General features: G+C 43.6%; 24 protein-coding genes. 16 read left to right on the top strand and 8 right to left on the bottom strand.

The annotated features are described in order from the left end of the window. Nucleotides 1–13 precede the first annotated feature (13 nt). A complete protein-coding gene (gene mltG / locus FN831_RS27045) occupies nt 14–1069 on the bottom strand; it encodes an endolytic transglycosylase MltG (RefSeq protein WP_142531336.1) in 1056 nt (351 codons plus the stop codon). A 15-nt stretch (nt 1070–1084) separates the two neighbouring features. After that, nucleotides 1085–1861 (bottom strand): PASTA domain-containing protein, encoded by a 777-nt coding sequence (locus FN831_RS27040; RefSeq protein WP_142531335.1) that lies wholly within the window; start codon nt 1859–1861, stop codon nt 1085–1087. Between the two features lie 165 nt (nt 1862–2026). Between FN831_RS27040 and FN831_RS27035 the strand changes: the two genes are divergently transcribed. After that, nucleotides 2027–3013: a D-alanine--D-alanine ligase gene (locus tag FN831_RS27035; protein ID WP_142531334.1), complete on the top strand. Its 987-nt coding sequence runs from the start codon at nt 2027–2029 to the stop codon at nt 3011–3013. A 159-nt stretch (nt 3014–3172) separates the two neighbouring features. Here the strand turns inward: FN831_RS27035 and FN831_RS27030 are convergent, their stop codons facing one another. Next, the gene (locus tag FN831_RS27030) at nt 3173–3949 is read right to left on the bottom strand and encodes a DUF3575 domain-containing protein (protein WP_142531333.1); all 777 of its coding nucleotides are present in this window, start codon (nt 3947–3949) and stop codon (nt 3173–3175) included. A gap of 66 nt (nt 3950–4015) precedes the next feature. Here FN831_RS27030 and FN831_RS27025 point away from each other — a divergent pair, with 66 nt between their 5' ends. Together FN831_RS27025 and FN831_RS27020 are read left to right on the top strand one after the other, a co-directional pair. Beyond that, entirely contained in the window at nt 4016–4597 is a 582-nt protein-coding gene (locus FN831_RS27025) for a Crp/Fnr family transcriptional regulator (protein WP_142531332.1), read from the top strand. Between the two features lie 159 nt (nt 4598–4756). Continuing rightward, nucleotides 4757–5182, top strand: a complete 426-nt coding sequence (locus tag FN831_RS27020; RefSeq protein ID WP_142531331.1) for a DUF983 domain-containing protein — start codon at nt 4757–4759, stop codon at nt 5180–5182. A gap of 2 nt (nt 5183–5184) precedes the next feature. On the opposite strand, the gene FN831_RS27015 is transcribed toward FN831_RS27020, so the two are convergent. Further along, nucleotides 5185–5604: an acyl-CoA thioesterase gene (locus tag FN831_RS27015; RefSeq protein ID WP_142531330.1), complete on the bottom strand. Its 420-nt coding sequence runs from the start codon at nt 5602–5604 to the stop codon at nt 5185–5187. Nucleotides 5605–5749: 145 nt separating this feature from the next. Here FN831_RS27015 and rpsO point away from each other — a divergent pair, with 145 nt between their 5' ends. From rpsO to FN831_RS26990, 5 genes are all read left to right on the top strand, one after another. Next, on the top strand, nt 5750–6052 hold the full coding sequence (gene rpsO / locus FN831_RS27010; protein WP_142531329.1) for a 30S ribosomal protein S15: 303 nt from the start codon (nt 5750–5752) through the stop codon (nt 6050–6052). A 115-nt stretch (nt 6053–6167) separates the two neighbouring features. Continuing rightward, nucleotides 6168–8315 (top strand): polyribonucleotide nucleotidyltransferase, encoded by a 2148-nt coding sequence (pnp, locus tag FN831_RS27005; protein ID WP_142531328.1) that lies wholly within the window; start codon nt 6168–6170, stop codon nt 8313–8315. Between the two features lie 127 nt (nt 8316–8442). Beyond that, the gene (gene rpe, locus FN831_RS27000; protein WP_142531327.1) at nt 8443–9117 is read left to right on the top strand and encodes a ribulose-phosphate 3-epimerase; all 675 of its coding nucleotides are present in this window, start codon (nt 8443–8445) and stop codon (nt 9115–9117) included. A gap of 89 nt (nt 9118–9206) precedes the next feature. Next, nucleotides 9207–10274 carry a 3-phosphoserine/phosphohydroxythreonine transaminase gene (gene serC / locus FN831_RS26995; protein ID WP_142531326.1) on the top strand — a complete coding sequence of 356 codons (1068 nt, stop codon included), beginning with the start codon at nt 9207–9209 and terminating at the stop codon, nt 10272–10274. Between the two features lie 6 nt (nt 10275–10280). Beyond that, complete coding sequence (locus FN831_RS26990) at nt 10281–11231, top strand: D-2-hydroxyacid dehydrogenase (RefSeq protein ID WP_142531325.1); 951 nt, start codon at nt 10281–10283, stop codon at nt 11229–11231. A gap of 41 nt (nt 11232–11272) precedes the next feature. Here FN831_RS26990 and FN831_RS26985 read toward each other — a convergent pair whose 3' ends face one another. Both FN831_RS26985 and FN831_RS26980 read right to left on the bottom strand, forming a co-directional pair. Then, nucleotides 11273–11785, bottom strand: a complete 513-nt coding sequence (locus FN831_RS26985; RefSeq protein ID WP_142531324.1) for a hypothetical protein — start codon at nt 11783–11785, stop codon at nt 11273–11275. Between the two features lie 204 nt (nt 11786–11989). Beyond that, nucleotides 11990–12769: an SAM hydrolase/SAM-dependent halogenase family protein gene (locus FN831_RS26980; RefSeq protein WP_142531323.1), complete on the bottom strand. Its 780-nt coding sequence runs from the start codon at nt 12767–12769 to the stop codon at nt 11990–11992. Nucleotides 12770–12870: 101 nt separating this feature from the next. Here FN831_RS26980 and FN831_RS26975 point away from each other — a divergent pair, with 101 nt between their 5' ends. The 5 genes from FN831_RS26975 (at nt 12871) to FN831_RS26955 (ending at nt 16503) form a co-directional block, all read left to right on the top strand. Further along, nucleotides 12871–13833: a PhoH family protein gene (locus FN831_RS26975; RefSeq protein ID WP_142531322.1), complete on the top strand. Its 963-nt coding sequence runs from the start codon at nt 12871–12873 to the stop codon at nt 13831–13833. A 35-nt stretch (nt 13834–13868) separates the two neighbouring features. Continuing rightward, a complete protein-coding gene (locus tag FN831_RS26970; protein ID WP_142531321.1) occupies nt 13869–14822 on the top strand; it encodes a phosphoribosylaminoimidazolesuccinocarboxamide synthase in 954 nt (317 codons plus the stop codon). A gap of 33 nt (nt 14823–14855) precedes the next feature. Beyond that, nucleotides 14856–15245, top strand: coding sequence for an STAS domain-containing protein (locus tag FN831_RS26965; protein ID WP_142531320.1), 390 nt, complete (start codon nt 14856–14858; stop codon nt 15243–15245). Further along, nucleotides 15245–16156, top strand: coding sequence for a ribonuclease Z (locus tag FN831_RS26960; protein WP_142531319.1), 912 nt, complete (start codon nt 15245–15247; stop codon nt 16154–16156). The genes FN831_RS26965 and FN831_RS26960 overlap by 1 nt, the downstream gene beginning before the upstream one ends. Nucleotides 16157–16311: 155 nt before the next feature. Further along, complete coding sequence (locus FN831_RS26955; RefSeq protein WP_142531318.1) at nt 16312–16503, top strand: hypothetical protein; 192 nt, start codon at nt 16312–16314, stop codon at nt 16501–16503. Nucleotides 16504–17411: 908 nt separating this feature from the next. Here FN831_RS26955 and FN831_RS26950 read toward each other — a convergent pair. Beyond that, nucleotides 17412–18362, bottom strand: a complete 951-nt coding sequence (locus FN831_RS26950; protein ID WP_142531317.1) for an MlaD family protein — start codon at nt 18360–18362, stop codon at nt 17412–17414. Nucleotides 18363–18376: 14 nt separating this feature from the next. Continuing rightward, on the bottom strand, nt 18377–19219 hold the full coding sequence (locus tag FN831_RS26945; RefSeq protein WP_142531316.1) for an N-acetylmuramoyl-L-alanine amidase family protein: 843 nt from the start codon (nt 19217–19219) through the stop codon (nt 18377–18379). Nucleotides 19220–19575: 356 nt separating this feature from the next. Here FN831_RS26945 and FN831_RS26940 point away from each other — a divergent pair, with 356 nt between their 5' ends. From FN831_RS26940 to FN831_RS26930, 3 genes are read left to right on the top strand one after another with little or no spacing between them, the layout of a single operon-like run. Further along, nucleotides 19576–22257, top strand: coding sequence for a putative LPS assembly protein LptD (locus tag FN831_RS26940; protein WP_246101790.1), 2682 nt, complete (start codon nt 19576–19578; stop codon nt 22255–22257). An 8-nt stretch (nt 22258–22265) separates the two neighbouring features. After that, nucleotides 22266–23513: a competence/damage-inducible protein A gene (locus FN831_RS26935; protein ID WP_142531314.1), complete on the top strand. Its 1248-nt coding sequence runs from the start codon at nt 22266–22268 to the stop codon at nt 23511–23513. A 56-nt stretch (nt 23514–23569) separates the two neighbouring features. After that, complete coding sequence (locus FN831_RS26930) at nt 23570–25102, top strand: dihydrolipoamide acetyltransferase family protein (protein ID WP_142531313.1); 1533 nt, start codon at nt 23570–23572, stop codon at nt 25100–25102. Nucleotides 25103–25473 lie beyond the last annotated feature (371 nt).

Genomic DNA, 25473 nt, shown 5'->3' with positions numbered 1-25473 from the left:
TGTGATTATTTGATTACTTGTATATATTTCTTTTATTCAGTGCTGCACGGTATTTATTGGCATTGATCTCGTGCTCTGCTTTTGTTTCTGCAAAGGCATGATAGCCTGAGAAATCCTCTTTAGCGCACATGTAAATATAGTTGTTATGGTTGTAATTCAACACTGCATCAACAGCACTGATGCTCGGCATCATTATAGGACCCGGAGGCAAGCCAGCGTATTTATAGGTATTATATTTAGAATCTACTCTCAGCAAAGCATTGGTTACACGCTTTACCGTAAAATCATTGTTTGCAAAGATCACCGTTGGGTCTGCTTGTAATAGGATACCTCTGTTCAGGCGGTTCAAGTATAAACCTGCGATGATCGGCATTTCTTTGTCATACAACGCTTCTCCATCCACAATGGAAGCCAGTACTGTTACCTGTTGAGGAGTAAGTTTCAGGGCTGCTGCTTTTTGTTTACGTTCCGCAGTCCAGAATTTATCAAACTCTTTCTGCATCCGCTCAAAGAAATCCAGCGGCGTAGTATTCCAGTACATGTCGTACGTGTTGGGAATGAACATGGTATAGCTGTTATCGGTAGTAAAACCGTATTTCTCAACCAGCGCAGCAGAATCCAGTACCTTTATAAAAGCAGCTGAATCAGCTTCGAGGTTCTTCGCTAAATAACCGGCGAAATCTTCTTTCCTTCTGATATTGTGGAACTTCAGTTTCACTGGTTCCTGATTACCTGCTTTGATCATATTGATCAGGGCACGGTTGGTTAATCCTTTTGATAGCTTGTAACGGCCTGGTTTTAATCGCTGTGCAAGATCCATCTTAGCAGCGGCCTGACTAAACGTACCCACATCTTTCAGCAGGTTTTTGCTTTTGATCTCTGCATACAGGTCGTCTATCGATGATCCTGTTTTAATATACAGATAGGCTTCCTTTCCCGAAATATTGGGCTTAAAATATACCTTGAACTGGTTATATCCATAATAACCTGCAATAATCCCGAGTACAAGGACAATGGCAGCAATGATAATGAGCGTGCTTTGTTTTATTTTTTTTGGTTCGGTAGTCATAGAAAGATCTGAAATCTAATTGGTAGGCTTGTTATTTGATAATGTAATATTTACCGGTGTACCAATTTTAACCTTGGTCAGTGTATCCGATAATACAGGGCTTTGTGCAACAATCACAGCATTTGCACTATCTGTGATATTTCCTTCGTAGGTAACTTCTCCTAATTTAAGGTTCGAGCCCCTTAAAGAAAATGCGGCTTCGTCTTTCGTAAATCCTAAGAGCGTTGGAATATCCACATCCTCATTCCCGCGTCCGTCGCCCAGCAACATATCTATTTTTGAGCCTTTGGGAATGATATCGCCGGGTTTGATGGCCTGTCCGCCGAAAGAAACTTCGAGCACTACATCTCTGCTCACGTCGGCTTTATAAACTGTGTCGCCAACTTTTAAACCAAAGCTGCCAATGATCGACTGCGCTTCGATAAAGGATTTGAACTGTATATCCGGGAATTTCACATTTGGTGCCTGGGCCGTATTGATGGTAAGGTAGATCGTCCTGTTGTCTTTCACAAAAGTATTGGCTTCAGGGTCCTGATCGATCACTGTTCCCGGGGGCATGTCCATGATATATACAGAATCAACCTCATAGCGCAGGCCCAGATCTTCCAGCTTGGAAATGGCCTGATTGAAAGACAGCCCTTTAACGGCCGGAACATTTAGTCCCTGCCCGTGCTTGGTGTAGTAGCGTAGGCTAAAAAATGCTACGAGCAGCAGAACCACAACAGTTGCCACGGCGGCAAAAAGGTTATTCCTGAATGATTTGGTTGTTAAATAGGAGATGAATTTTGCCATTTATATTTTGTGGGTGCATTGTATTTGGGTCAAATTTAGACTAAAATTATATTTTATCGGAATTTAAATGAGATCTGAATAAACTATTTTAATATTTTTGAGCAGATATCTTAAAGTTGAATTCCTTTCGTTATTAAGATAAATAATGCATAAATATAGAAAACGATGAAAAAAATAATCGCATTGCTTACAGGAGGTACTACAGGAGAATGGGTGGTATCAGTGAAAAGTGCCGCTACAATAGCCCATAACCTCGATGCTGATAAATTTGAGGTCTATAAAATTATGGTTACACAGCAGGGCTGGTTTTATGAGCCTGCGGATTCTGTAAGAATAGAGGTTGACAGAAATGATTTTTCCCTTACCATTAAAGGGCGTAAAGTAACCTTCGACGGTGTTTTCATTGCGATCCATGGTGCGCCGGGCGAGGATGGCAAACTGCAGGGCTACCTGGATATGCTTAATATTCCCTACACCACCTGCGATGCGCTCACTTCGGCCATTACCATGAATAAAGGTTATACGAAAGCTGTGGTGCAGGATGTTCCCGGTTTGCATGTGGCTAAGTCTGTACAGATCTTTAACCATACGCCTTACGATTTAAATGAAATTAAAAAAACACTGCGACTTCCATATTTTGTGAAACCTAATAATGGTGGAAGCAGTATTGGTATGAGCAAGGTGAAAAACCAGTATGATCTTCAGTCGGCTATCGACAAGGCTTTTAAGGAAGATACCCAGATCCTGATCGAAGAGTTTATCGAAGGTCGTGAATTTACCGTTGGGGTGGTGAAGCTGGACGGAAAGGTTACTGTACTTCCTGCGACAGAGGTAGAAACGGCTAAGGAATTCTTTGATTTTGAAGCGAAGTATACTCCGGGAGTGGCCACAGAAACTACACCGGCAGTGATCAAACCTGAAACGCGCAAACGTGTGGAGGAGATTGCCGCTGCAGTATACATGAAGCTGAATTGCAGAGGAGTGGTGAGGATGGATTTCATCCTGCTGGGCGACGAAGGTGATTTCTATTTTATTGAGATCAACACGATCCCCGGGCAAACGGCAACAAGCTTTATCCCTCAGCAGGTAGCGGCATTTGGCCTGAAGCTGAATGATTTCTATACCAAAATTATCAAAGAGACGATCGGTTAATCTACTTTTCTTGATCAGGATAGCATTTTACGCCTGAACCTGAAGATATTGATTTACTTGAATAGTGATAAAAAGGAGAGCGGCAAGCCTGTTACAGATTGCCGCTCTTGTAATTAGAAAGGTAATATTTTTTTATTACTGGTTTTGAGTTGATAATTTTTAGAACCTGAACCCAACATTCAGACCGGCTCTTGCACCAGCCCATGGGCCTTTGATATGAATATTTGCACCATTGGCATCAACCTGACTGGTAGCTTTGATCAATGGAAGGTCGTCAATCAGATTATCGATCTGTTGTTTGATCACCGCCTGCTCCACTATACTTGAATTCCGCTGTGAATACAAATCTCCTTTTGCAGAACCGTAGTTAGGGCCAATTATCCACCAGTCCAGATAAACAAGCCTGCTCAGTTTCCATTGTGCACCGATCTTTAAACCCGCTGTGTAAGTGTTGATATCTCCCTTAAAGAACATCGTTTCCGTGCGGTTAAGCTGAGGAATATCGAATTGAAATGGTCCCTCACCTTTGTATTTTGCGTAGCTTACATACGGGGCAAGATAGAATCCCTGGAAAACACCTTTCTTCCCTACGTAGAATCTTACTTCCGGTGTAATTGCAAAATTGGAGGTCTTAAAATTGTCGATTGTCCTTTCGGTCTGTGCGTCGTCTACAGCATCATTAATGGTAGACTTAAATGGAATGCTGGATTTTGGCATATTCCTGTAACCAATGGCTACGGCGATGTTATTGCTTACAGCACGTTCATACTGGAAGGAATAACTTTTTGTAATCAATGCGGCCACGTTCCATTTGACAATGTTTTTTGGCTGGTCAGAAATTTCATCTGTGGAAGTTTGCGCCTGTAATTGCTGGATCCCTAATGATAATGTAGCAGCGGCTAGTACAATGATTTTTTTAGTAAAATTTTTACTCATAATGGATATGTTTCTAAAATGGTTGGGAATAAGCGCGTTTTTTTCACGAATTGAGTATTTTTGAGGATGTTTACTGGTTATTTGTTAGCACAGCCCTTCAAAAGGCAATATTACAAAAAAGGTGCCGTTGTTTATCATCCGGGACAAAATCCGCGTTATGTTTATTTTATTATCAGCGGCGGGGTCAGAATGGTGACCGTAAATGACGACGGAAAAGAATTTATCCAGGGCATCTTTAAAGCTAAACAATACTTTGGGGAGCCAGCTTTATTACTCCAGCGCCCGTACCTGGCCTATACCATCGCGACAGCCGATACAGAACTAATACTGGTAAACCATGAACAATTTCTGAAACTGCTGGAAGAGGATAGGGCCTTTAGTATGAACCTGATCGAAACATTGAGCAACAGGTTGTTTTATAAATCGATGATGCTGGAGGAACTGGGCAATGAGCAGGCAGAGCACCGCTTAAAAACGCTGATCACTTACCTGGGCCGGGATTTGGAGCAGGGCGCGGATTTAGGGGTTACACGGCAGGCACTGGCCGATATGAGCGGACTGAGGGTGGAGACGGTGATCAGGACGGTTAAAAAAATGGCGCTCGCCGGAGAGCTCAGGCTAAACAGGGGCAAGATCATCAAGATATGATATAGATCATAAATTGGGGGCAGAGCATGATGTACCTTTGGGTATAATTAATCACGTTATGAACCCGACATGATTAAAATAATTATCAGAGCCCAAGAGCAATAATTATTTCGATCATCAAAGGCTGCATCTAACAACTGAAATAAAATAAATAAACAGATGAAAGCTCTATCAAAATTTGAAGCCGTTGTACACTGCAAATGCCCAAGGTGCAGGCAGGGGGATATTTTTTCGGGAAACATGTATGCGCTCTCTTTCAAAGGACAGACCACAAACGAATACTGCCCGCACTGCAACCTTCGTTTTGAAAGAGAGCCCGGGTTTTTCTACGTATCGATGTTTGTCAGTTACGCGATGAACGTAGCCGAGATGATCAGTGCCAGCGTAGCCAGCTATGTATTGGGTTTACCTTTAGTATATGATAACCTCTGGTATTATGTAGGGATCCTGCTGCTGACTGTTTTTATCTGTTCGCCTTTTAACTACCGATATTCAAGGGTGATCCTGCTGCACTGGTTAACGCCTGGCCTGGGTTATATCCCCGGCAGCGGAGACGAAGCTGTAAACCTGATGAAGTCGGCTTAACACTATATACTGTAGGTTTCGATCATCTCCTCAGTTACTTTGGTGCCCCGGCCCGAAGTGGTGTCGATCATCACATAATCAAACCAGCCATCTGCAGCTATCTTTTTTGTAGCTGCATTTTCAATTTCAAACTGTACGCGGCATCCTTTCTCATTGATCGTAAGGATTCCTGTGCGGATTTTGATCACATTGCCCATCTTCAGCGGGCGCTTATAATCCACAAGGGCCGTGCGTACTACCCAGCCATAGCCCTTTTCAAGGAAGTGTTCCATGGGCATACGGTAAAACTTCGCCATTTGCTCATAGCGCGCTGCCAGTACATAATCGAAGTATTTGCTGTTATGTACATGGTTAAACATGTCTATATCATCTGGCCTTACTGTCAGTTCCGTTTCAAAGATGCTGTACCGTGACTTTTCCATCCTGCAAAAATAGCGCTTAAGGCCTGTTAAAGGAAATGTTAAACAACATTGAAATGTATTTTTCTGATATTTGCGAATCATTAAAACTTACACTATCTTTGCGCTCAATTAATTAATCCATATACACTTTAGTATAATTCAAGTAATGTATTTAAGTAAAGAAGTAAAAGCCGAAATTTTTCAAAAACACGGCGAAGTTGAAACGAACACAGGTTCTGCAGAAGGTCAGGTAGCGTTATTCACATACCGCATCGCACACTTAACAGAACACTTAAAGAAAAATCGTAAAGATTTCTCTACTCAGTTGTCTCTTCAAAAATTAGTAGGTAAACGCCGTGGTATCCTGGCTTACCTGTTTCACAAAGATATCAACCGCTACCGTGCAATCATCAAAGCTTTAGGGCTGAGGGATATCATTAAACCATTAGGTTCAAGAGATAGCAAATAAGCGTATTAATGTCAAGAAAAGCCATTCTTTAGGATGGCTTTTTTAATTGAACAACAAAAAAATATATATAAATCTGGTGTGGAGAAAGAGGAAAACGCACCGTAACAAATTGTAAATGAATGTAATAAAAAAATCGTTCGACCTGGGAGATGGTAGGATCATTGAAATCGAAACAGGTAAATTAGCTAAACAGGCTGATGGTTCTGTAGTTGTAAGAATGGGAGATACCATGCTTTTGGCAACTGTAGTGTCTTCAGTAGGTGCAAAATCTGGTGTTGACTTTTTACCATTATCTGTAGATTACCAGGAGAAATATGCTGCCGCAGGCCGTATTCCCGGAGGTTTCTTACGTCGTGAAGCAAGATTATCTGACTATGAGGTGTTAATCTCTCGTTTGGTTGACCGTGCTTTGCGCCCGATGTTCCCTGAAGATTATCACTCTGATACACAAGTGATGATCACTTTGATCTCTTCTGATAAAAACATTATGCCGGATTCACTGGCAGGTTTGGCTGCTTCGGCTGCTATCGCTGTTTCTGATATCCCTTTTAATGGCCCTATCTCTGAAGTCCGTGTAGCAAAGATTGATGGCCAGCTGGTGATCAACCCGTATGTGAGCGACTTAGAGCGTGCAACGATGGAATTCCTTGTTGCAGGAACTGAGAATGATATCGTAATGGTTGAAGGTGAAGCTGATGAGATTTCTGAAGAAGAAATGGTTGAAGCTATCGAATTTGCACACAAAGCGATTGTAGTTCAGGTTAAAGTTCAGAAAGAACTTGCTGAAGCAGTTGGTAAAACTGTTAAACGTACCTACTCTCATGAAGACAGCAACCCTGAACTGAAAGAACAGGTTTATGCTGCTACTTATGATAAAGTATACGCTGTAGCGAAAAGCCAGACTTCTAAATCTGAGCGTGGTGATCAGTTCGGAGCAATCCTGATGGACTTCATCGCAACTTTAGGTGAAGATATCGATGACGTTACCGGCTTCCTTTCTAAAAAATATTTCCACGATGTACAATACGATGCGATCCGTAACCTTGTATTAGATGAAGGTATGCGTTTAGACGGTCGTGATGTACGTACGGTACGCCCAATCTGGTCTGAAGTAAGTTACCTTCCTTCTGCTCACGGTTCGGCAGTATTCACGCGTGGTGAAACTCAGTCTTTAACAACCGTTACTTTAGGTTCTAAAGATGATGAGCAAATGATTGATGGTGCTTTCATCAACGGATACAACAAATTCCTTTTACACTATAACTTCCCTGGTTTCTCTACTGGTGAGGTTCGCCCGAACAGGGGAGCAGGCCGTCGCGAGATCGGTCATGGTAACCTGGCAATGCGTTCACTGAGAAAAGTATTACCGGGACTGGAAGAAAACCCATATACTATACGTATCGTTTCCGATATCCTTGAGTCTAACGGATCTTCTTCAATGGCTACTGTTTGTGCAGGTACACTTGCACTGATGGATGCCGGTATCAAAATCAAAGCGCCGGTATCGGGTATTGCAATGGGATTGATCACTGACGAGAAAACTGGTAAATATGCGATCCTTACAGATATCCTTGGTGATGAAGATCACCTGGGTGATATGGATTTCAAGGTTACAGGTACTGAAAAAGGTATCGTAGCTTGTCAGATGGACTTAAAAATCAATGGTTTGAAATGGGAAGTTTTAACTGCTGCCCTTAAACAAGCTAACGAAGCTCGTCTTCACATCTTAAACGAGATGAAGAAAACGATTGCTGCTCCACGTGAAGATTACAAGGACCACGCTCCGCGTATCGTTTCTTTAAGTATTGACAAGGAATTCATTGGCGCTGTAATCGGCCCAGGCGGTAAAATCATCCAGGAGATGCAACGCGAAACCGGCGCATCGATCTCTATTGAAGAGGTTGGTAACAAAGGTATTGTTGAGATCTTCGCTGATAACAAAGCTGCAATTGATGCTGCTGTAAAACGTATCAATGCGATTGCTGCTAAACCGGACATAGGTGCAACTTATGATGGTAAAGTGAAATCAATCATGCCATTTGGTGCATTTGTTGAAATCATGCCAGGCAAAGACGGACTGCTGCATATCTCTGAGATTGCATGGGAACGTCTGGAAACTATGGACGGCGTGCTGAAAGAAGGCGACAAAATCCAGGTTAAACTATTAGATATTGATAAGCAAGGAAAAATGAAGCTTTCAAGAAAAGCTTTACTGCCGCGCCCCGCTAAACCGGAAGGTGCGCAGGACAACAAACCTGCTTAATGAATTGTCATAAACCCCGCATTTTGCGGGGTTTTTTGTTTTACAATAGGTTATTTTTTTATATTTACTTCCTCAAACCAAAGGGCCTTTTCTAAGCTGCTGGTTTGGAAATCAATAACTCAAAAACATGAAACACCTGATTGCCCCTTCAGTTCTTTCTGCTGATTTTGCCAATTTACAACGCGATGTGGAGATGATTAATGCCAGCGAAGCAGATTGGTTCCATGTGGATATTATGGATGGTGTGTTCGTGCCCAATATCTCTTTTGGTTTTCCGGTGATGGAAGCAATTGCCAGACATGCGCAAAAACCACTGGACGTACACCTGATGATCGTAAACCCTGATCAGTATATCGAACGCTTTGCGAAAGCGGGTGCATCAATGATCACGGTACATTATGAGGCCTGCCCGCATTTGCACAGAACGGTACAGTCTATCCACGAAGCAGGAGCGAAGGCCTGTGTGGCCCTTAATCCGCATACTCCGGTAGAACTGCTGAGCGATATTCTTTCTGATTTGGATATGGTGCTGGTGATGTCTGTAAACCCTGGTTTCGGCGGTCAGAAATTCATTCCCAATACACTGGACAAAATCCGCCGGCTGAGGAGCCTGGCCAATGTGCTGAACCCGGATCTGCTGATTGAAGTTGACGGAGGCGTGGGCCTGCACAATACGCCCGACCTGGTAAATGCCGGGGCAAACGTACTGGTGGCAGGAAACGCAATTTTCGCAGCGCCATCGCCCTCGGAAATGATCTCTTCGATGAAGCATCTGCCTTCAGCTCAAAGCAATAGTATATAAGCTCTATGCTTTCAGTAGTTAATTTCAAAAAGCCGGCTTTAATTTCGATAAAACAATTACATTTACAATCAATATAAATAGCATATAAAATGAGACATAATTTTGGAGCAGGTCCCTGCATTCTACCCCAGGAAGTATTTAAACAGGCATCACAAGCCGTTTTAGATTTTAAAGACGGGCTGTCGATACTGGAAATCTCCCACCGTACACCTGAGTTTGAGGCGGTAGTAGCAGAAGCTGTTAAACTAGCGAAAGAGTTGTTAAATGTGCCTGAAGGATACTCTGTATTGTTTTTACAGGGTGGTGCAAGCCTGCAGTTTGCAATGGTTCCGATGAACCTGCTGAACGAAGGACAAACCGCAAGTTACCTTGAAACCGGAGTATGGGCCAACAAAGCCATTAAGGAAGTAAAAAACTTTGGAAAAGCGAACGTTGTAGCTAGTTCCAAAGAAGCTAACTTTACTTATATCCCTAAGGATTTCACTATTCCTGAAGATAGTGCTTATTTCCATTTTACATCCAATAACACAATTTACGGAACGGAATTGCTGACTGTACCTGTAACTAAGGTACCTGTAGTTTGTGATATGTCTTCTGATATTATGAGCAGGGTAATCGACGTATCTCAGTACGACCTGATCTACGCTGGCGCACAGAAAAATATCGGCCCTGCCGGAGCAACTGTTGTCATCGTCAAGGATGAGATTTTAGGTAAAACTACCAACAAGATCCCTTCTATGCTGGATTACAGACAACACATCGAGGGCGGATCTATGTACAACACGCCACCGGTTTTTGCGATTTATGTAGCGATGCTGAACCTGAGATGGTTAAAATCTAAAGGCGGTGTGGCTGAAATTGAAAAAGAAAACATTGCGAAAGCAAATGCTTTATATACTGAGATTGACAGAAACCCATTGTTTAAAGGTACCTGTGCCGTTGAAGACCGTTCAAGAATGAATGTTTGTTTCGTGATGGAAAATCCTGAGCTGGAAAAACCATTCCTGAAATTTGCTGAAGAGAACGGCATGGAAGGTATCAAGGGACACAGAAGCGTAGGTGGTTTCAGAGCCTCTATTTACAATGCCCTGCCGATTACAAGCGTACACGCATTAGTAGAACTGATGCAGGAATTTGCCGAAAAAAACCAAAAATAAAATTTAATGACTAGGATACTTGCGAACGATGGGATTGATCCTATCGGAAAAAGATTATTAGAAGAAGCCGGTTTTATTGTAGATACAGAAACCGTTCCACAGGATAAACTGATTGAAGCACTGCAAAATTATGATGGTATCACTGTTAGAAGTGCAACCAAAGTACGTAAGGATGTAATTGATGCCTGCCCTAACCTGAAGCTGATTGGCCGTGGCGGTGTAGGAATGGATAATATTGACGTGGAATATGCACGTGAAAAAGGTGTTGCCGTGGTAAACACGCCTGCAGCATCTTCTTTATCTGTAGCTGAACTTGTATTTGCGCACCTGTTTACCGGTGTCCGCTTTTTACAGGATGCAAACCGCAAAATGCCGGTTGAAGGGGCTACAAGCTTTAACAAACTGAAAAAGGATTATGCCAAAGGTGTTGAGCTGAAAGGCAAAACTTTAGGTATCATTGGTTTTGGAAGGATCGGAAGGGCAACTGCTTCGGTAGCTTTAGGATTAGGCATGAATGTGCTTGCCTATGACCTTTATCCCTTTGAAGGTGCTATTACACTGAAATTTCAGGGCGATCTTTCGCTGGATATTCCTGTGAAAACTGTATCTCTCGAAGAAGTAATCAAAAACAGTGATTTCATCACTTTGCATACGCCATTTGCAGACAAACCTATTTTAGGCGCGGCTGAATTTGACCTGGTAAAACCGGGAGTAGGCGTGGTAAACTGTTCAAGAGGTGGTACGATTGATGAGCAGGCGCTGATCAATGCATTGGATAGCGGCAAGGTTTCTTTCGCAGGGCTTGACGTATTTGACAATGAACCTACACCTTTACAGGCTTTATTATCACACCCTAAGATTTCATTGACACCACACATCGGTGCGGCTACAAATGAAGCTCAGGAGCGTATTGGTGAAGAATTAGCTTCACTGATTATTGCGCATTTCAATAATTAAAAATTGAAGTTTGGGGGCTTAAGCTATTGAGCCCCCTTAACTTATGCATTCCGCCTTACCCTGCTGAGGCTATATATTCCCCAGCCAACGATGATCACAGACAATACGATGATCAGGTAAGTACTGGTGTCCTTTTTCTCCGCTACCTGGGCAGTCTGTGCCTTCAGCTCGTCATTCTGCTGCTGTAATTTCTTGATCGTTAGCATGTACGCTTCAATCCGTTTATTGGTGCTGCTTGCATTGCTCTGTACCTGCTGCACTTCCTGGTCCTTATAGTTCATCAGGACCTTGAGTTCGCGAAAAATGTTATTGTCACTTAGGATGATCCCTCTCAGGATCTCATTGGAATTTCGTAAATCGTTTTTTGTCTGCAGTCCGAAAATACCTGTTCTGGCATTCAGGCTCAGATCGTACTGACCAAATTTTGCGCTTCGTTCTGCCAGCAGACCATTGATTTTTAAACGCTGAAACTGATAGGCTGAGGTATCGGCCTGAATGGCCATAGATGGTAAGGAGATGCTTAAAAGAACAAAAAGGAGCAAGGATCTGATCATATTAAAATTATTTAGCCTGATGCAGCAAACTTTATGCCTCAGCAGGACGACAAATGTAACAAATGGGATTTAGGTAGTCAATGAAAGGAATCCGGGGAGATGTTTGATGTTTGGATTTGATCCTCATGTGAGCGTTGGACATGAGAAGCGCTAACGGAAAATGAAGAAACACACAGCGGGTTTGCGGAGCTGGACAAAAAGAGATTATCCGTGAAACTGGATGCGGACGATATCGCTCAGGTGCAAACCAAGCAATCCACTGGCTTTTCCTTTGTTGATGGCGATCTCCAGGTGGTTGCTGATACCGAAAAGGCATAGTTTTTCCCCCTCGGGCACTTCATTATAATGCCAGCTCAACTGGGTGATGGTCTCACTTTTCCTAAAAAATAGGGTGAAATCGCGGTTACGCTGTATTTTCGTAAACAGTTCTTTGGTGATGTTGGTGATCACATTGCAGAAGGTATCGATATAGATGACGCTTCCCCGGATCATATCCTTTTCGATAACGGGGTTCAGCAGCATTCTTTCCTCAATACCATCGGTTGGCAGCCCGATATCTTTCAGCTTTCCGCCTTTGGCCAGGTGGATGGCAGCCTTCACAAAAATATCGACCAGCGGGAAGTGTAAATATTTCAGGTCCTGCATAATATTGAGCTCAACAATTTCGTCTGGCTTGCCATCAAACAGGAGGGAAAAGATGCCGTTGTCTGCACCAACAAAATAATGGTCCTGGTATTTCAGGCCTACGTATTTTGTGTTTTCGCTGAACACAGAATCTATACCTATCAGGTGCACAGTACCTTTAGGAAAATAGTGGTAAACATTCTTTAAAACGAAGGCCGCATACGAAATATTGAACGAAGGAACTTCATGGGTGATATCAACAATAGTAGCTGTAGGCAAGATCGTCAGGATACTGCCTTTGAGGGCAGCCTGATAAAAATCTTTGGAACCTAAATCTGTCGTTAAAGTGATAATGGCCATTAAATATTGAATATTTATTCTTATTCTTGCGTATGCGGTAACCCGCCTGCAAATATTCAAATTTAAATCAAAATATACACCTCTATCCTAAAAACAATATTTTGAACGAACTTAAACTAACATTAGAGACAGTAAATCCGGCACAATTCTGGGGTTCTAACAATGAACACTATGAGTTGATCAAACGCGCATTTCCAAAACTGAAAATTGTTGCCAGAGGCAACGAGGTGAAGGTGTTAGGTGATGAAGAGGAGCAGAAATTATTCGATAAGAAGTTCGGTAAACTGGTGGGGCACCTTGAGCAGTACGGCTCGCTGAATACCAGTGAAATAGAGTCGATCCTGGCCATCAAACATATCGCAGAGCTGGAAGATGCCGGCCCCGCAAAATTGAATGGCGGTGGCGGTGAGGTGATTGTCTTTGGTAACAACGGACTGATGATCAAAGCCCGTACAGCTAATCAACGCCGCATGGTAGACAGTATCGTTAAGAACGATGTCTTGTTTGCAATCGGCCCTGCAGGTACTGGTAAAACTTACACTGCCGTGGCACTTGCAGTACGTGCATTGAAGAACAAAGAGATCAAACGGATTATTTTAACAAGGCCGGCCGTTGAGGCAGGGGAGAACCTGGGCTTTCTGCCGGGCGATCTGAAGGAAAAGGTAGATCCTTACCTCCGTCCCTTATACGACGCGCTGGACGACATGATCCCGGCCGAGAAACTAAAGCTATACCTGGAGAACAGGACGATCGAAATCGCCCCGCTCGCATTTATGCGCGGAAGGACTTTGGATAACTGTTTTGTGATCCTGGACGAGGCACAGAACTCTACAGACCTGCAGCTGAAAATGTTTTTAACACGGATGGGGCCTTCGGCCAAGTTTATCGTAACGGGCGACGTTACGCAGATCGATTTACCGAAGAAGGGTATGTCTGGCCTGCACAATGCCCTGCGCATCCTGGATGATATCCCTGGTATTGAAATTATCTACCTTACAGGTGAAGATGTGGTGAGACATAAATTAGTGAAGAGGATTTTGAAAGCCTACGGAGATATACAGTAATTTTTAACAATAAATTGATGTGAACCATCAACAACATGAGAGCAATAAAAGAAACCAATTTTAAATTTCCAAAACAGAGCAATTTTTACAAGGGCAAGGTACGTGATGTATATACGATTGACCACCGTTTGATGACGATGGTGGTGACAGACAGGATATCCGCATTTGATGTGGTACTGCCTGAAGCTATTCCCTTTAAAGGTCAGGTACTGAACCAGATTGCTGCCAAATTTTTAAAGGCCACGGCCGATATCGTTCCTAACTGGGTGATTGCCGTACCGGATGAAATGGTGACGATTGGAAGGATTTGTGAGCCCTTTAAAGTAGAGATGGTGATCCGCGGTTATCTTGCAGGCCACGCCTGGAGAGAATACAGTGCCGGTAAACGCAGTGTTTGCGGTGTTTCACTTCCGGACGGCCTGAAGGAGAATGATAAATTACCTGAGCCGATCATCACGCCAACTACCAAGGCGCATGTAGGCCATGATGAAGATATTTCAAGGGAAGACATCCTTGCAAAAGGTATCGTTTCGATCCAGGACTATGACCGTCTGGAAGAATATACGCAGGCACTGTACAAAAGAGGAACAGAAATGGCCGCTGAAAGAGGGCTGATCCTTGTGGATACAAAATATGAATTTGGTAAGGTTGGGGACGAGATTTTCCTGATCGACGAGATCCATACGCCAGACTCTTCGCGATATTTTTATGCTGAAGGATATGAGCAGCGCCAGGAAGAAAATGAGCCTCAGAAGCAGCTATCGAAAGAATTTGTAAGGAAATGGCTGATTGAAAACGGTTTTCAGGGGAAAGACGGACAAACTGTTCCGGCGATGACACCTGAGATTGTGGACTCTATTTCTGACCGCTATATCGAGCTTTACGAACAGATCACAGGCGACCAGTTCATTAAGAACGAACAGGACGATATCCTGAACAGGATAGAGCAAAATGTTTTAGAAAGTCTTAGTGCAATTTTATCAAATTAAATTCTTAATTTGTTAGCATCAAATAGCACTAATATGAAATTTTCAGTTGATAAACACGAAAAGTATGTTGTCCTCAGATTGGATGAACCCCGTTTAACCACGGAAAACGCTCCCCGGTTAAAATCTGAATTCATCTTATTGAATACTGAAGGCTATTGTAATATAGTTTTGGATCTTTCTCAAGTGTCTGCATGTGACGACTCGCAAGATCTGAGCTGTCTCCTGGTAGGGGACAGGCTATGTAAAAAAGCTAATGGATTGTTTATTGTGACGGGTATTACAAAATGCATCCTGGAGTTACTGGAGATGTCTTCTATAGACCAGTCGCTGAATATTGTAGGACAGCTGGAGGAAGCTGAAGATCTGATCTTCATGGAAGAAATTGAAAAGGAATTACTAGGGAGCTTTGATCAGGAGATTTAATGAAATTTGAGGTTACCATTTTAGGGAGTAGTTCCGCTACTCCTGTATTTAATAGAAATCCAACAGCACAACTTTTAAATTGTAACGAGAAGATCTACCTGATTGACTGTGGTGAAGGTACGCAGCATCAGCTGATCAGGTTTGGCCTTAAAGCCAGCAAAATTGACGCTGCTTTTATCAGTCACCTTCACGGAGACCATTATTTTGGGCTGATTGGCCTGCTGTCTACCATGCACCTGAACGGGCGCATCAAACCTTTCCGCATCTTTGGCCCGGCTCCTTTGAAGGAAATCCTTGAAATGCAGTTTAAATATTCTGATACGGTTTTGCGTTACGAGATTGAATTTACAGCTACTACTGCGGATGTTCCAGAAGTGATCTTTGAGAATGGGGATATGACAGTGGAAACGATCGTTCTGAACCACCGCATCCCGACTACAGGATTTAAATTTACAGAGAAAAAACGCCAGCGGAAACTGCTTTCGGAGAAACTTGAAGCAGATCAGATTCCTGTTGAATACTATCCTTTGCTTAAAAGAGGACTGAACCTGGAGTTGCCGGGGGGCAAACTTATTGTCAATGCTGACTATACGCGCGATTCTGAGGAACCCAAAAGTTATTGCTACTGCTCGGATACACTTGCAGATGGCTCATACCTTGACAGCCTCCGGGACTGCACGATGTTATACCATGAAGCTACTTTTCTGGACGAACTGCTGGACAGGGCAAATATGACGCATCATACTACTGCGCTTCAGGCTGCACAGATTGCCAAAACAGTTGGCGCGGGGAAACTGCTGATCGGGCACTTTTCTTCACGTTACAAAACGCTGATACCTTTACTGGAAGAGGCGCTGACAGTATTTGAGAATACTGAGCTGGCTATAGAAGGAAATACATACGCTATTTAATTACCGTTCGCGATTAGGGGATTTTGCCGGGGGGATAAATAAGTGTATACAGTCTGACAGCTGCATTAATTTGCTGCGCAAAAGAACGCTATGCTGTCATACTGTACACACTTATTTATAATCCCAGAAAACCCTAAAGGCTCACTCATCCGTGCATGATGCATATCTGCATGATGTATACCGGCATGATGCATACCTGGATGATGTATACCTGCATGATGCATACCAGGATGATGTCTAACCTGCATGATGTATGCCAGCATGTTGTATACCTGCATGATGTAAACCTGCATGGTGTATACCGGCATGATGCATACCTGCATGATGCATACCAGGATGATGTCTAACCTGCATGATGTATGCCAGCATGTTGTATACCTGCATGATGTAAACCTGCATGATGCATATATACCTGCATAATTATACCTGCATGATCTGTGAATGGTTACCAGTATTTTTCAAACTTTCATGATTTAACCTGTATGATGTACAAGTTCTCGATCTGCACCTGAAGTATATCAGTGCATATTATACCTGCATGATCTGTGAATGGTTACCAGTATTTTTCAAACTTTCATGATTTAAACCTGTATGATTTACAAGTTCTCGATCTGCACCTGAATTATATCATTGCATTATACCTGCATGCTATTCTCTATAATGGTTACCTGGATTTTTCAAACTTTAATGGCTAAGACCTGGATACGCTATAGGTTCAGGATTTGCACCTGCTGTATGATTGGATAGTGCATACCTGCGAGATTCATAACTCGTATAGTGATATGCGTATTTATATGGGAGAGTTAGATATAAAATTTCGGATGTAGTAAAAAGTCAAATTCGCATTCATGCTACTGGCGGCAGAAATGTAGCCAATAGAAAGGTAGCCGGTAGAAAGGTAGCCATTATAAGGTAGCCATTATAAAGGTAGCCGGTAGAAAGGTAGCGAATAGAAATGTAGCCAATAGAAATGTAATCGGTAGAAAGGTATGCAAAATCCCCGGATCCGCCCCCCCTTTAAGGGTCGACATTTGATTATGCAGCTGACACGGGAGTATGATCTGATTGGATTTGCAGGGATGTAAAATCGGATGGGTACGCTAATAAAAAAGGGTTAAGGAATTTTGATGCCTTCTAGCGCGTTTCAGCGGTAGGCAGCATCAAAATTCCTTAACCCTTTTTTATAAAAAAAAACTCAGACAATCCGCAAATCCAATAAACAATCCACTGAAGATGCCTTAATCAGCCGAGACTCTTACTTATCCTTCGAACCTCCTCCGAATACAGAGAAGTGTACATATCTCTTCGGATTCTCTTTCAGATCAATAATCAGGTTATCCAGATTCTTACTTGCATTATTCAGATTATCATACATTTTAGTATCGTTAACCAGTAAGCCAAGCGTTCCTTTACCATCATTTACCTTTGTAACGATGCCCTGCAGATCAGCAACGGCTTTGTTTGCGTTATCGATTGTCTGTTTAAAGTTGGCAGCAGCAACCTGGTCTGTAATGGTGTTGATATTGTTTAGGATCGCATTGATCTTGGCATTGTTATTTTTAAGGTTCGCAGAAATCGATTCAGCATTGGCAAGGATCGCTGAGATCCTTCTTCCTTCAGTACCAACCAGTCCGTCAACTTTCTTAGAAGTACCTTCAAGCGAAGCCAGCGTAGCAGAGATACTGTTGAAGCTTTTGTTTACGTTTTTCTGGAAATCGGGATTAAGAATGGTATTTACACTTGTAAGGATAGAATCCATTTTACCGATGATCAGCTCTGCTTTCTTCTGCACTGGCTGTACAGCTTCCATCAGGTTCTGCGCTACATTAGCATTTAACGTATCGCCATCCTCGGCAAAATCTTTGCCTGTACCTAAAGCCATTACGATCGCTTTGCTGCCAAGTAAATCTGTTCCCTCTAAACGTGCAATACTGTTTTTAGGGATGTCGTATTTGCCTTTGATTTTTAGTGTAGCTACGATTTCGCCGTTTGGCTGTAAAACCAGTTTATCTACACGGCCGATCTGGAATCCGTTGATGAGGACGGGTTTAGAGACCTGAAGACCATCTACGCGGGCATATCTGGCATATAGTACAGTTTCGCTTGAAAAAATTGAATTACCCTTCAGAAAGTTATATCCGATGATCAGTACCGCGATTGAAAAGGCTGCTAATATGCCTACTTTGGTTTCGTTTGCTATTTTCACTTATGTTAGTTTACTTAATTTACTTCAGTTTCTTTCTTGTAGGTTTTTACGGCCTTGAAGATTGCGTTCACAATCTCCGCCTGTCCGCCTGCCGAATTCATGTAATCCTCTTCGGCAGGGTTTGATATAAACCCTATTTCGGTGAGTACAGCAGGCAAGCCACATCTTTGCAGGACTAAAATTCCCTGTTCTTTTACACCCCTGTCCAAACGGTGGTTCTCTCTGGTGTAATTGTTCTGGATCAGCTTGGCCAATCTCAGGCTTTTGTCTCTGTATACATTCTTAAACAAAGATAGTATAATAAATGTTTCGGGATCCTTAGGATCGTATCCATCATAATTCTTTTTATAGTCTTTTTCAAGACTTATGTCGGCATTCTCCCTGATGGCACCATCCTGCTCATGCAAACGGTGGCTTCCGGCAACAAATGTTTCTACTCCGCGGGTTGTCTTATTTTGTACATAACTGTACTTCGCGATCTTTTTACCTTTCCTTTTCGTGTAACCTGTAACTACTCTGTTATCGGGCATGGAGTTGCAGTGTATCGCAATAAAGAGATCAGCCTTGGCATTATTTGCTTTTTCTGCCCTCTTGTATAAGGATACATCGATATCGGTTTTACGCGTGTACAATATCTTTACGCCGGGCATTTCCGACTCAAATTTTCTGCCCAGTTTGAGTGCAACCTGCAGGGCAATGTTTTTCTCCAGTGAGTAACTGCCTCTCGCGCCGGGCTTGTCGCCACCATGGCCGGCGTCAATTACAATTGTTTTTACCCTATATCCCTGTGAAAAAACACCCTTTGCGCTGATGATCAGCAAAAGTGTGAACAGGAATATACTTCTTTTTAATATCATCTAAATATTCAGATTTTCAGGTATCCGTATAATGAATACACCGATTTTTCCAGTTTGTTTGGCGACAAAGATAGTATAATAAAATTTTTAGTTTCCATTGCGGTAAATGCTATGCGTTAAATTACCAAATGTTGCCTTGTATTCTCATATTTGTTATGGTCACAGCAAAATAATTTTACAGTATAAAACGTTGATAATGTTGTATTTGCATGATGATAGGCAAATATATTCCGGCAAAATGGGATTTGCTCCCGGCAATGCTATATTTTTCATTAATTTTGAGCGTTTTGGGATAAACACTACTGCAATTGTTACATTCATTCACGAATTTGAGATTCTTACAGACTGTTATTTTATTGAGTTCATTCGTATTGCTGGTGTTTGCCGGACATTCTGCGTTTGCATCTTCTTCTTTGTCCGCTATGCAGGTGATGCAACAGCAGGATACGACTAAAAAGCTGCCGCGGGCTGGTCAGGATACGACCAGAAAGGTTCCCGGGCTTGCTCAGGATACTTCCAGAAATAAGAAGGTGATCAAGGCCGGAGATGAGAAGATTGAATATTCTGCGGTAGACTCCACGAAATTCAGCAAGGACAAGAGCATTATCTATCTGTATGGTAAAGCACGTGTAATTTACCAGGACTTTGAGCTGGATGCGGACTATATTACATACAACTCTAAAACAAATACGGTATTTGCCAGCGGCAGAAAGGATACAAAAAGCAATAAGTACCTGGGGAAGCCCATTTTTAAAATGGATAAACAAGGGTCTTCGGTAGCGGATTCCCTGTTTTATAATACCAAATCCGGAAAGGGCCGGGTGTTTAATACTTTCACCGAACAGGAGGGAGGTTTCTTTTCAGGGGGACAAAGCAAGCGCCAGCCGGATAATGAGATCAACGTAAAGGGCATGACCTACAGTACCTGCGACCTGCCTCATCCGCATTACGGGTTGTTTATCACCAAAGGGATCGTGACCGACAAGCAGATTATCACGGGGCCTGTTTATCTAAAGATTGAGGATATTCCGCTGCCTTTAGGCCTTCCCTTCGCATTTTTCCCCAAGCCCAATAAGAAAAACAGCGGGGTGATTATCCCTAGCTTTGGTGATGATGCCACCAGGGGCTTTAACTTCCAGAACGGGGGTTATTACCTGATCCTGAATGATTACTGGGATGCCAAATTTCTTGGGACTATCTATACCAGGGGCTCTTACAGTGCATCAGTGACATCGAGCTATAAAAAGAGATATAAATATACGGGCAATATTAAGCTGGAATATGCCAGTAACCGTTACGGACTGGAAGGTACACCTGAATATACGCCGAGAAAGGATTTTAGTATTCAATGGGTGCATACACAGGATGCGAATGCCAAGCCGGGAACAACTTTCAGTTCCAACGTAAACATTAAAACCAGTGCCTACAATTTAAACACAGCGGGCGGTAACTCCTACAACCCTTATGCGATTGCAGAAAACATTCTGTCATCGGGCATCAGTTATTCGAAGAATTTTTCGAATGGGATCAACTATTCCCTGGCGGCTACACATAGCCAGAATACGCAGTCGAAAGATGTGGCAATTACGCTGCCTTCCTTCAGTATGAACGTACCTACCTTCAGCCCTTTTGATTCTAAAAAAAGGGTTGGGGACCAGAAGTGGTACCAGAAGCTTACGGTAGGGTATAGTGTGGTAGCCACCAACTCTATCTCCACAAAAGACAGTCTTTTATTCAGACAGGAATCGCTGAACAAGCTTAGCAATGGTATCCAGCATACAGTTCCGGTATCGATCAACTTTACAGCGGCTAAATATTTTAACTTCACTGCAGGAACAAACTACGTGGAGAAATGGCAGTTCCAGTCGACAAAAACCACTGCCATTAAAGGAGTTGTTTCCGGCGGGGTGCTGCAGCCCTATACCACAGTGATGGATACGATTGACGGCTTCAAACGTTCCGGCGAATACTCCTTTAACATGGGGGTGTCTACCAAGATCTACAATACGGCACAGTTTAAAAACTTGGGGAACTTAAAAGCCCTCCGTTGGGTAATGACGCCAAACGTGAACCTGAGCTACCGCCCTGATTTTTCTGCCCCCTCTTACGGATACTACAAGGACCTGCTGTATCAGGACGGAACCCCGGTAAAGAATATCACAACCGGCAAGCAGCAGAAATACTCCATTTTTTCAGGAACAACCTATGGCGGCCCTGCTGAAGGTGAAAGCGGAAGTATTAGTTTCGGCTTAGACAATACGGTAGAGGCCAAAGTGCTTTCTGCAAAAGATACCACCGGTACAGGAACAAGGAAGATCCCGATTATCCAGGGCTTAAGTATCAACAGTTCATACAATTTCCTGGCAACTTCCTTTAAACTTACCGATCCGGTTTTCAGCGGACGGTCGCAGTTTACCGACAAGCTTGGTTTTACCTATGACGGTGCATTCAGTCTTTACGATACGCGCGACTCCATTATCAGTACCACTGCAAAAGTGCGTAAGATGATCGACCGTTACACTGTACCATCACTAACGCGCTTTGGTTTCTCTTTTGGGTACAGCCTGAATGCAGAAGCTTTTAAAGCACGGAACCAGGCAATTGATAACACAAAACAGCAGATTCAGAAAACGGGAATGACACCGGAGCAGGCCGCACAGCTGCAGGAAGTGAGCAATGATCCCAACGCATTTGTCGACTTTAAAATTCCATGGAATTTCACCTTCTCTTATCGTTTTGATTACAGCAAGCCGCTGACCGAATTCAATTCGACTACAACAAATACGTTAAACTTTAACGGCGACTTTAACGTGACGCCGAAATGGAAAGTGCAGTTTACCTCGGGTTACGATTTTAAGACCAGCGGTTTATCTCCTACATCATTTTCCATCTACAGGGATATGCACTGCTGGGATATGAGTATCCACTGGATTCCGATTGGTACGTACAGAAGTTACAACCTGACGATCAAGGTGAAGGCATCAATTTTGCAGGACTTAAAACTAAGCAAGCAACAGGCTTATTATACACGCTTTTAAAGAATTTTATGTTAGCTGAGATCATAACTATAGGTGACGAGATATTGATAGGCCAGATTGTAGATACCAATTCTGCATGGATGGCGAAGGAGCTGAATGCAATCGGAATTAAGGTTAAACAGATTACCTCCGTATCTGATGATGCGGATCATATCATCGAAGCACTGGAACAGGCTCAGAAAAGGGCCCGTATTATCCTGATTACCGGTGGTCTTGGCCCCACAAAGGATGATATTACGAAGCTTACGCTGGCGAAATATTTCAATATGGGGATGCGGCGCGATGAGGGTGTGCTGGAAGATGTTGAAGCGATCTTTAAACGCAACAACCGCCCGATGATCGACCTGAATATTCGTCAGGCGGATGTGCCGGACGGCTGTATTGTTTTACGCAACAAAAACGGCACTGCCCCGGGAATGTGGTTTGAGCAGGGCCCGAACATTATTGTTTCGATGCCCGGCGTTCCCTTTGAAATGATGTACCTGATGGGAGAGGAAGTGCTGCCAAAGCTGACGCGTTCATTCGCGCTCCCTTTTATCTATCATAAAACCATCCTGACGGCAAACCTGGGCGAATCTTTTCTGGCGCAGGAGATAGCAGATATTGAAGACAGTTTACCGCCATCGATCAAGCTGGCCTATCTGCCCAAACTGGGGCAGGTGCGGCTGAGATTAAGCACGAGCGGTCCTGATGAACAAAAACTGAAGGATGATGTGGAGGTATACGTGCGTCAGATCGTTGATAAGCTGAAACCATATATTGTGGCTGAAGAAGATATCGCGCTGGAGGAGGCTATCCTGAACATCATGAAAGAAAAGCGGCTCACGCTCTCTACTGCGGAGAGCTGTACCGGCGGATACATTGCTCACCTGATCACCAAACACCCCGGATGCTCGGCAGTATTTGCCGGCGGAGCAGTCACTTATTCCTATGAACTGAAAGAATCTGTGCTGGGCGTGCAGGCAGATACCTTGAATACGTATGGCGCGGTGAGCGAACAAACCGTAAGGGAAATGGCCGAAGGGGCCATTAAACATTTTGATACGGACTACAGCGTGGCGGTAAGCGGCATTGCCGGACCGGACGGTGGCACAGAGGACAAACCTGTGGGAACAGTCTGGATTGCAGTGGCAAACCGCGAAAAAGTGGTGTCCAAAGTATTTAACTTTGGCAGCAAAAGGATCCAGAACATTGAACGTTCTGCAAGCTCTGCGCTGTCGATGGTTTTGAATTTGCTCAAAGAAGATGTAAATTAATTCTAAATAGCTTACTTTTGTATCCAATAGGAAATACCAAATTTACTGTAAACTAAATGGCACAATACGAATTATTGTTACCTAAAATGGGCGAAAGTGTTGCGGAAGCAACGGTCATCAAATGGTTGAAACAACCTGGTGACATGATCAGTTTAGATGATACATTGTTAGAAATAGCCACGGATAAAGTGGATTCAGAGGTTCCGTCACCCGTGTCGGGAAAACTGATCAGTCAGCTTTGTAAAGAAGATGACGTTGTTCAGGTAGGTGCTGTAATTGCCCTGATCGAAACCGATGAGGCTGAAGCTAAACCTGCAGTGGAAGAAAGTAAACCTGCTGCCCTGGCAGATAGCCAGCCCACAGTAATAGCGGAGCGCCAGGCACCCGCTGCTGAAGAAAATCATTCTCCGGCAGCTGAATCTGAGTACAAGCCTGCTGATGAATATTCTTCGGGCAGTTCAGACGCCGCACAGATCCCGGGCCTGGAACATTTGCCGGAAACCGTTACACCTTCGGGTTTATCACAAAACTTATCCACGGACCGTTTTTATTCTCCGCTGGTAAAAAATATTGCTGCCCAGGAGCAGATCAGTACTGAAGAACTGGACCTGATTACGGGTACAGGTGCTGATGGGCGCCTGACCAAAGACGATCTGCTGCATTACCTGCAGAATGGCCGCAAAGATGTTCCGCGTGCGGCAAATACTTCTGCTGATACCACTGCATCTGCGGCCGGAAGCTCTCCTTCCGCACAACCTTCTGCACAACCTGCCGCAGTACAGCCGGCAGCGCCGAATGTAAATCAGCTGCCTGCAGCCAATGGATCTGCTGCCCCGGTTGCAGCGGTTGCGAAGTCTCAGCCCGCTGCGAGCATGAGCGGCAGCGATGAGATCATTGAGATGGACCGCATGGGTAAACTGATCTCAGACCATATGGTGATGAGCAAACAGACCTCTGCGCATGTTACTTCATTTGTTGAAGCCGATGTCACCAATATGGTGATGTGGAGAGAGAAGGTGAAAAAGAACTTTGAGAAACGCGAAAATGAAAAGATAACGTTTACACCTATATTCCTGGAAGCCGTAGCCAAAGCCATCAGGGACTTCCCGATGATCAATGTATCCGTACAAGGCACTAAGATTATTAAGAAAAAAGATATCAATATCGGTATGGCAGCAGCGCTGCCCAGCGGCAACCTGATCGTACCGGTGATCAAAAATGCGGATCAGCTCAACCTGGTTGGCCTCACCAAAGCGGTAAACGACCTGGCTGTACGTGCAAGGGGCTCAAAGCTGAAACCTGATGAAACGCAGGGCGGTACTTTCACCTTGACCAACGTAGGTTCTTTTGGAAATGTAATGGGGACGCCGATCATCAATCAGCCACAAGTAGCGATCCTTGCCGTAGGCGCAATTAAAAAGAAACCTGCGGTCCTGGAAACCGAATTTGGTGATGTGATCGCGATCCGTCATATGATGTTCCTCTCGCTTTCCTACGATCACAGGGTAGTGAATGGTGCACTGGGCGGGATGTTTGTCAGAAAGGTTGCCGACTACCTGGAGGACTGGGATATCAACAGGGACATCTGACACCGGGATTGATTACCTTGATTTAACTCATCATTAGGATGATCCGGCTGCAATAAAAAACAACGATTGTGGGGCGCTTATGCAGACGTTCAGACCAGGGGCACCCGGAGCCTTGCATAGCGGGACTTTTTTAGCCCACTTTACCGTATTTCTACCATAGTTTGTTCCGGGGTAGTAGCGCAGTGATAGCGCACTGCTTGCCGTCTGATAGCGCTGAATTTAACTAGTTTAATATAGTGCTATCAGAGGGCTAGCACTGCGCTATTTGGGTGGAATTGGACTTGCTACATTTGAGTAGACACAGAGTTAAGAGGATTACTTATCTTAACAGAAATTATGTCACAACAGAGAAAAGCATACCCGAAGGAGTT

It is taken from the genome of Pedobacter westerhofensis (genome assembly GCF_900182595.1).
Classification (GTDB): Bacteria; Bacteroidota; Bacteroidia; order Sphingobacteriales; family Sphingobacteriaceae; genus Pedobacter; species Pedobacter westerhofensis.
This window is presented reverse-complemented; position numbering and strand designations above follow the sequence as displayed.